The organism is Hyphomonas sp. UBA3601, from assembly GCF_002375605.1.
Lineage (GTDB): Bacteria > Pseudomonadota > Alphaproteobacteria > Caulobacterales > Hyphomonadaceae > Hyphomonas.
In genome coordinates this window covers 55076-63177 of record NZ_DFME01000107.1, presented here as the reverse complement: position 1 = coordinate 63177, position 8102 = coordinate 55076, and the positions used below count along the sequence as shown (strand labels likewise).

The 8102-nt window shown below is 59.4% G+C and carries 9 protein-coding genes and 1 pseudogene; 4 read left to right on the top strand and 6 right to left on the bottom strand.

Translation table 11 applies throughout. The features are described from left to right. Positions 1-311: pseudogene (locus tag B4F73_RS10905) on the bottom strand (hypothetical protein); the annotation flags it as partial. A gap of 66 nt (positions 312-377) precedes the next feature. Here B4F73_RS10905 and B4F73_RS10900 point away from each other — a divergent pair. After that, entirely contained in the window at positions 378-1106 is a 729-nt protein-coding gene (locus tag B4F73_RS10900) for a TlyA family RNA methyltransferase (RefSeq protein ID WP_290483253.1), read from the top strand. Between the two features lie 9 nt (positions 1107-1115). Here the strand turns inward: B4F73_RS10900 and B4F73_RS10895 are convergent, their stop codons facing one another. After that, entirely contained in the window at positions 1116-1844 is a 729-nt protein-coding gene (locus tag B4F73_RS10895; protein WP_206991173.1) for a hypothetical protein, read from the bottom strand. Between the two features lie 118 nt (positions 1845-1962). Here B4F73_RS10895 and B4F73_RS10890 point away from each other — a divergent pair, with 118 nt between their 5' ends. Both B4F73_RS10890 and B4F73_RS10885 read left to right on the top strand, forming a co-directional pair. Then, positions 1963-3036: a class I SAM-dependent methyltransferase gene (locus tag B4F73_RS10890; RefSeq protein ID WP_290483252.1), complete on the top strand. Its 1074-nt coding sequence runs from the start codon at positions 1963-1965 to the stop codon at positions 3034-3036. 154 nt (positions 3037-3190) lie between these two features. Next, positions 3191-3361 carry a hypothetical protein gene (locus B4F73_RS10885; RefSeq protein WP_290483251.1) on the top strand — a complete coding sequence of 57 codons (171 nt, stop codon included), beginning with the start codon at positions 3191-3193 and terminating at the stop codon, positions 3359-3361. A gap of 12 nt (positions 3362-3373) precedes the next feature. On the opposite strand, the gene B4F73_RS10880 is transcribed toward B4F73_RS10885, so the two are convergent. The 3 genes from B4F73_RS10880 to B4F73_RS10870 form a co-directional block, all read right to left on the bottom strand. Beyond that, positions 3374-4429, bottom strand: a complete 1056-nt coding sequence (locus B4F73_RS10880) for a hypothetical protein (protein ID WP_206991170.1) — start codon at positions 4427-4429, stop codon at positions 3374-3376. Positions 4430-4532: 103 nt separating this feature from the next. Continuing rightward, positions 4533-5624: a chorismate synthase gene (aroC, locus tag B4F73_RS10875; RefSeq protein WP_290483250.1), complete on the bottom strand. Its 1092-nt coding sequence runs from the start codon at positions 5622-5624 to the stop codon at positions 4533-4535. A gap of 29 nt (positions 5625-5653) precedes the next feature. Then, entirely contained in the window at positions 5654-6634 is a 981-nt protein-coding gene (locus tag B4F73_RS10870) for a malate dehydrogenase (RefSeq protein ID WP_206991168.1), read from the bottom strand. A gap of 173 nt (positions 6635-6807) precedes the next feature. Here B4F73_RS10870 and pdxH point away from each other — a divergent pair, with 173 nt between their 5' ends. Further along, on the top strand, positions 6808-7479 hold the full coding sequence (pdxH, locus tag B4F73_RS10865) for a pyridoxamine 5'-phosphate oxidase (RefSeq protein ID WP_206991167.1): 672 nt from the start codon (positions 6808-6810) through the stop codon (positions 7477-7479). Positions 7480-7494: 15 nt separating this feature from the next. Here the strand turns inward: pdxH and B4F73_RS10860 are convergent, their stop codons facing one another. Continuing rightward, positions 7495-7944, bottom strand: coding sequence for a glyoxalase superfamily protein (locus tag B4F73_RS10860; RefSeq protein ID WP_290479829.1), 450 nt, complete (start codon positions 7942-7944; stop codon positions 7495-7497). Positions 7945-8102 lie beyond the last annotated feature (158 nt).

The window sequence follows — 8102 nt, the reverse complement described above, 5'->3', positions numbered from 1 at the left end:
CACGTGCCGGTGCCGTGTAAATGGATGCCGTGCCAGCCGGGCGTCAAGCTGCCGGAATTGAGTTCAACACGAATCATTTCGCCATTCGGACCATCGAGAAAATTCGCGGTGCCGATCTCCGTGCCTTCCGCGCCAATGATGGAAGCCGTCGCGGTCATCATGGAAGGGAACACGCCCTCATCCGGCCCGGGCATTTCGTCTGTCGTTGGCAAGCCATTGTCGCTGTCGGGCATCTCCTGCGGGGTCGCGCCTTGCTGTCCGCAAGCGGCAAGGGCGATGGCGAGTGAGGCGATTGCAGTTCGAGTGATCATGGGGGTCTCCTGTCAGCGGGGTTCTGATATAGGCGTAACGTCTATTTGGCAGGAAGGCTCCATATCGTGAAGGACCGCGCGGATAAATTGCTCGTTAGTCTGGGGTTGTTCGACAGCCGAGCCTCTGCGCGCGCCGCGATTGAGGCAGGCAATGTGACGGCTGGCGGCGTCGTGGTCACCAAACCATCGCAAATGCTGTCACGCGACGACCGCATCGAGGCACAACCGGCGCACCCTTACGTATCGCGAGGGGGATTGAAACTGGCGCACGGCCTGAGCGCTTTTGCCGTTGATCCGGCTGGGCGCGTTTGCCTTGACATCGGGGCGTCCACAGGTGGTTTCACAGACGTGCTGTTGCGGGCCGGTGCGACGCATGTCGTCGCGGTCGATGTCGGGCGAGGCCAGCTTCACTCCTCTCTTTCCGATGAGGACGGCGTCACGAGCCTGGAAGCTCAAGACGCCCGGACCCTGACCGGAGAGATGCTGGGCGACACGCCTTCCTTGCTCGTATGCGATGCGAGCTTCATTGCGCTCGAAAAGCTGCTGGCCGTTCCTCTGTCGCTCGCGGCTGAGCGGGCGGAAATTGTCGGCCTGTTCAAGCCGCAATTCCAGGTTGGTCGGGAAAACATCGGCAAGGGCGGACTGGTCACAGATTCCGAAAAGGCAGACTTGGCGGCGGACGTTTTCGCGGAATGGATGGCCGGGCAGGGGTGGCCAATCCAGTCATGGACACAAAGCCCTATCACCGGGGGCGACGGCAATGCCGAACGCTTGTTTTATGCGGTGCGAACCTAGTTCCGGCGCCTAGTAGTTCTCGTCCCCGAAACCGTCATTGATCTCCCATGTGCCATCATAGGGATCGCGGCATGCGGTGATCGGGTCGCGGATGACCTGACCATCGGGCAGCCGCGTTTCGCGCTCAATCGTGCGGCACTCGATATCGGTACCCGGTTGGGGCGGCAGGGTCGGTCCCGCAGTCGTTGACGCCGGATATGTGCGGCTTGGCGGCGGCGTGTTGGGATAGTTCATGATCTCCGGTCCGCCATACAGGCCGTCGGTTGTGCGCGGAATGCCGCCGGCTGGATAGGTACCGCTCGTGGCCGCTCCATAAGGTGTTGCAACCTGACAGGGTCGGCTTGTGTCTTCTGCAATGGCTCCGCCAGCAAGACCGCCCACAATCGCGCCGAGAATGGCGCCCGCAGCGACTTCATCAGAGTTTCCGTTGCCATGGTGGTATCCGCCGTGACGCCGATGACCGCGATAGCCTCTATGGCCGCGATACCCTCTGTGACCCCGGTAGTGGTACGCATCGCCATCATCCACATTATTGCCGATTGCCCCGCCGATCAGGCCGCCCGCAATCGCGCCGACGAGCACGCCCGCAAACTGGTCATCCTTGCGCTGGCGCTCACATTGGACGTTCTGGACAGGGGGATTATAGGTGTAGCCATATCCGCTTTGGGCCGAGGCCGTAGCCGGTATGGCAAGACTGGCCATGGCCAGCGCTCCGATGAACAGCGAGTGGGATTTCATCGCAATACTCCTTGTCGCGGATACACGTCCGCCAGTGTCAGACTAGCATACTGCGGGGCGGAACCTGAACAGTAGGTGAAAACTGGACGCCGGGTACACCTGGCCACATATTGACTGAATGGGAGTGTTCGACATCGCCACCCGCACCGCTGGCCGGGCGCGTTACGCTGCTGCACAAGGGCTGCGGTCGGCTTGGTATGGCGCGCAGATGAGCGCGGCGCGTCGGCGTGCCAGCGGCTTTGATCGCCCGGGTGAACCAGCGTTCCAGCCCACCAGAGGCCAGCCCAACCTTGCTGTCCTGCGCCGAGCCTATTTCGAACTGTTCATCAAGGACCGCCTGAATGTTGAGGCAGGGCTGTATCCAGCGCCATCGGATGTGCGCCTGAAGGATTTGCCGAAAGCGTTGAGATCGGCGCGGGCTTTCCGGGAAGATGTCGAGGACGTTGATCGGCGCCGATTGGAACGCAATGGAACGGAAGTACGGCAACAGGTGACCGACGAGCATAACCGGTATCCCGCCTACTATCTCCAGAATTTCCACTATCAGTCCGGCGGCTGGTTTACCGAGGACAGCGCCGATATCTATGACACTCAGGTCGAAGCATTGTTTACTGGCACAGCAGATGCGATGCGCCGCGCCGTTCTGGCCGAGATTTCACGGGAGCTCAGGGGACGCGACCAACGCGGTGTCAGCCTGTTGGATGTGGCGTGCGGCAATGGCCGCTTCCTGTCGCAAGTGATGCAGGTATATCCAAGGTTAATGGCGAGCGGGCTGGACCTGTCACCGACCTATACCGACGCCGCCCGCACACGTCTGAAACCGTGGAAACAGGTAGAGATCCTGCACGAGGCGGCCGAGGCGATGCCCGTAGAGGACAATAGCCTCGATATGGTGGTCTCCATTTTCCTGTTCCACGAATTGCCGCCCCGCGTGAGGGAGAAGGTGCTGGCGGAAATTCGACGAGTCCTGAAGCCGGGCGGTCTGTTTATCCTGGCAGATAGCGCGCAATTTGGAGACTATTCGGACCTTGATGGACTGTTGGAATATTTTCCCCACGGTTTCCACGAGCCATACTACAAAAGCTATCTGTCCTGGGACGCCGTACAAGCATGCGATTTGACAGGATTGGTGCCTGAAACGCAGTCACTGGCATTTCTTACAAAAATCAGCACCTTCCGGCGATCATCATAACGCCTTGAAATGAAACTTTTTTCCAGAGCTACGGGCGCTGCTTAATCCTGTATGAAAAAATATTGATTTGCGCGAATGGAACATGACAGTAATATGACAGTTACGTTGCGGTCATGTGACACGAACTATTTACCAGGAATGAAAGGAGCCACCTATGGCAGTCCTAGATCATAATGATAATCACGTTTCCTGGCTGGCGCACAGGGACCTGACCCTCAACGAGTCGAACCTGCGCGTCCTGCGGGGAGCCATGCTGGCACTGGCAGGCGTCGTCGGGGTGAGTCTCGCGATCGCGCTCGATCCGATCTTTAACCTGTTCGCCTAAACGCCAACGGGGCTAGAAGCTCGGAAGCTTACCTGTCCCCATGAGGGGCATGGCAAAAGCCAGAATGATCGAAATGATGAGGCCGAGGAAGGCACGTCCGGCATCGCCGAGAACGTCTTTCACGGCCTCATTCTTTTCGCGCAGATGCGCGACGTAGGAGATCGCGAGTTCGCGACCGGCCAAAAGGCCAAGGAATACCCAAGTCGTGCTCATCGGCACATTGCTGACCTCTTTGAACAGGAACAAGATTATTCCGTAGATCAGGTCGACGATTGTCGCGGCGCGGACATCCACCGTGTTGATCTTGCGTTCCACAATCTTCTGAATCTGGCCGCCGCGCGTGGCGAAGATGTAGCCTTGGATGGCCACAAGCAGGATCGCACCGAAAATGACGTAGCCGAGCGAAAAGGCCACATGCGTTTCGTCACCAGTGACTGTGACCGTTCGCGGCAGGTAAACGAAGATGTTCGCCAGATCCTGCATCAGCCATTGTGACCAGAGGAAGGTCGTCGTCAGCCACTGGAATGTGATCCAGTAGGGCCAAGGCAATTCGTCTTTCGTATGAAAGACCCAACGCTCGAACGTGCGGGAAATTATTATCCAGATCACAGCGCCGCACGCGAACGCCACGACATAGCCCATTGCCGACTTGATGATCATTTTTTCGAGGATGCCATCGCTGGCAGACCCGCCCGACAAGGCAAACAGGGTCAGGACCAGGAAGGTCGTCGACACAGGGATGCCAAATCGAGTCAGGAATAGCAGGACCAGGGGAGGCAGGGCGTGCCACCATTGAATGCCGGGCATCAGCACCGCGGTGCGATCCCCTTCACCTGGCAGCACAGACAATTTGTCGAGACGTTCGTAGGCAACGTCTCCCTGACCATTGAAATACCCGTAGAAGAGCACGGCCAACAGAATTGCGCTGGCAAAAATCCACAGGACCCACCAGGGACGCTTTGCATTCGAGGACAGGAATGTCCCCAGTGTCTGGATCGAATCATTCGCGACGACGGCGTAGCACGCCAGCATAAATCCAATGATGCCGAAAATTTCTACGCCACCCATTACGCCAACCCATCGCTATTTGAATACTGAACGCGAGGTAGCAGGTTCAATGTGCAATGCCGATAGCAGGTATGTGAACTTACTGTGACATGCGCATTTGCGGTCATTTTCCCGTCTGCCCTCTATGTCGCAACTTCGCGTCGGCCAGCACACAGGCGAGCATCGCCTCCGCCACCGGCACCGCACGAATGCCAACACAGGGATCATGCCGTCCGATGGTGCGTACGTCCACCTCCTGACCGTCACGCGTGACAGTCTGGACGGGGGTAAGGATGGAAGATGTTGGTTTGATTGCGATTCGCACGACGATCGGCTGACCGGTTGAAATGCCGCCCGCAATGCCGCCATTATGGTTGGACAGGAAACGGGCGCCGTCATTGCCAGTGCGCATCTGGTCGGCGTTTTCCTCACCGGACAAAGCCGCGGCGGCAAAGCCTTCGCCGATTTCCACGCCCTTGGCCGCATTGATGCTCATCATGGCACCCGCGAGTTCGCTATCCAGTTTTCCGTATATGGGAGCGCCCCAACCCGCAGGAATCCCCGTCGCTTCGACCTCTACAATTGCGCCAGCAGAGCTTCCAGCCTTGCGAGTTTCGTCCAGAAAGGTCTCCCAGACGGGCACCATTTCGGCGTCAGGACACCAGAATGGGTTCGATTGCGTTTCATCCCAGTTCCAGCGCGAGCGGTCGATGGCATGGGGGCCGATCTGGACGACAGCGCCGCGCAAGAAGATTCCGTCGCCAAGAACGCGGCGCGCCACCGCGCCTGCAGCTACCCGCGCGGCAGTCTCGCGCGCACTGGAGCGGCCACCGCCGCGATAGTCACGGACGCCATATTTCTGATCGTAGGAATAGTCGGCATGACCGGGGCGGTACCGATCACGGATCTCACCATAATCTTTCGACCGTTGATCTGTATTTTCGATCATCAGCGAGATCGGTGTGCCTGTGGTGACAGGGCCGCCGGTCCGGTCATCCTCAAAGACGCCGGACAGGATTTTCACCTGATCGGGTTCCCGACGCTGGGTTACGAATCGCGAGGTGCCGGGGCGGCGCTGGTCGAGGAATTGCTGAATGAAGGCCTCATCCAGCGGAAGACTAGGCGGGCAGCCATCGACCACGCATCCGAGTGCGGGCCCGTGGCTTTCGCCCCAGGTGGTCACGCGGAAGAGGTGGCCGAACGTGTTGTGAGACATGGCTGCCCGTTTCAGTATTGAGTCAGGGCCTAGCCGAGCAGGTCCTGAACAGCTTCGCGCTCTTCGCGCAGTTCTTTCTCGGTCGCATCCATGCGGGCGCGCGAGAATTCACCGATTTCGAGACCCTGGACGATCTCGTACTTGCCGTCCTTGCAGGTGCACGGGTAGCCGTAGATGACGCCCGGCTCAATGCCGTAGGAGCCATCGGACGGGATGCCCATGGACACCCAGTCACCAGCTTCGGTGCCGAGGGCCCAGCTGCGCATATGATCGATGGCGGCTGACGCAGCCGAAGCGGCCGAAGAGGCACCACGTGCCTTGATGATAGCTGCGCCGCGCTGCTGCACGTCCGGGATGAACGTGTTTTCGTACCAGTCCTGATCGACCTTGGAGAGGGCAGCTTCGCCTTTGACGGTGGCGTGATGCAGGTCTGGGTACTGAGTTGAGGAATGGTTGCCCCAGATTGTCATCTTCTTGATGTCGGTATTGTGGGCGCCCGTCTTCTCAGCCAGTTGGCTCATCGCGCGGTTGTGGTCGAGACGGACCATGGCGGTGAAGCATTTCGGATCCAGATCAGGCGCATTCTGTTGTGCGATCAGGGCATTGGTGTTGGCCGGGTTGCCGACGACAAGCACTTTCACGTCTCGGCTGGCATGATCATTGATCGCCTTACCCTGTGGGCCGAAGATACCGCCATTTGCAGACAGCAGGTCCTTGCGTTCCATGCCCTGTTTGCGTGGCATCGCGCCGACGAGCAGGGCAAAGTCGCAATCCTTGAACGCAACATTCGGGTCGTCAGTGGCGACGATATTGTTCAGGAGCGGGAAGGCGCAATCGTTCAATTCCATGACCACGCCCTCGAGCGCGCCGAGCGCAGGCGTGATTTCCAGCAGGTGAAGGTCGACCGGCTGGTCAGGTCCAAGCATGTTTCCAGCGGCAATGCGGAACAGGAGCGCATAACCGATCTGGCCTGCAGCGCCAGTTACAGCGACTTTCACGGGCTTTTTCATGGGAGAGTCCTTCTTGCATAGGGTGATTTCGCGGCATCAATGACGAATTTGTCAGAGAAGGGCAAGCGGCCATGCGCCTATGCCGCAGGATGTCGCCGCCGTAGCGGTATGACTCCGCGCCCGATTGGCCTATATGACGGCCAGCCCCCACAGCCTGACGAGCGGACAGATCGATGAGCCAGAGCGACCAACCCGACATCATTCCCCCTTCACCCAGCGCGACGGATTATCTGACCGACCCGTCGGGAAAACCCCTGATTCCAGACGTGGCTGACCCGATAGCCCTGTTCAAAGAGTGGATGGCGGCGGCGCGCGAAGCCGAACCGAATGATTCCAACGCAATGTCTCTGGCGACCGTGGACGCTGACGGCATGCCGGATGTCCGTATTGTATTGTTGAAAGAGGTGACTGAGGCGGGGTTTGTTTTCTTCACCAATCTCGAAAGTGCCAAAGGCCAGCAACTGACCGAGACCCCCAAAGCAGCGCTTGGCTTTCATTGGAAGAGCCAGCGCCGGCAGGTGCGGGTGCGCGGGACGGTTATGCCAGTCTCCGAAGAGGCCGCCGATGAGTATTTTGCCACCCGTGCCGCCCAGAGCCGTATCAGCGCCATCGCGTCTGACCAGTCGCGTCCACTGGCCGATCGGGCCGAGTTCGAACAGCGCGTGGCTGAACTATCGGAAATCTTCGGCGACGGACCAGACATTCCCCGCCCCGAATTCTGGGGCGGGTTCCGTGTCGTGCCGGTCGAGATCGAGTTCTGGCAGGACCAGGCTTTCCGGATGCACGACCGGCTGAAGTTTGTCCGCTCAAACGAGGGTTGGACCACCGGTCGACTCTATCCGTAGCGTTCCGCTGCCAGATCAAACGATTCCGTTCGAGACGGCTTCGATGACAAGGTGCGGGACGCCATCACTGGTCTTTGCCCATGACACGCCATCACCACTCACCATGGCGGTCACGCGCTGGCGAAATCCCGAGAAGCTCTCGAACTCAACCACATCTACCGGCGTGTCGAAGTGCAGGGTCACTTCGTACCCCATGCCACCCGCCAGTTCGCGGATTGCATGCACGCGCCCCTCAAAGGATTGTTTGAGGTAGCGGCCCGAGATGCGGTCACCCAGCTGGCAGGGTGCCTCGGGTTTGTTCGACAGGCGCGCCGATGCGGTATTCCAGTCGCGGTAGCCGAGTTCAGTCGCGACGAGCTCAAGTGCTCTCGCATGTGAGATGGACGTACCGGCATTTGCCTGTTCTGTCCGTATGTCGCGGGCACGGGCCTTGGCCTGTTCGCGCGTTGTTATTGAAATAGACATTGGAAACATCCTTGTCCGGGCAGTCGCTTCTCAGCGGGGCTCGCCTTGCCGCGGGACTGCCGGATGGACCGGTGTTCCGTGATCAAAAGTCGCGGCGCGGAGTGCGCCGGGGGATCTTCACCGAAAGACCAAAGGCCTTGCGAGCGGCGGGCGTCCCA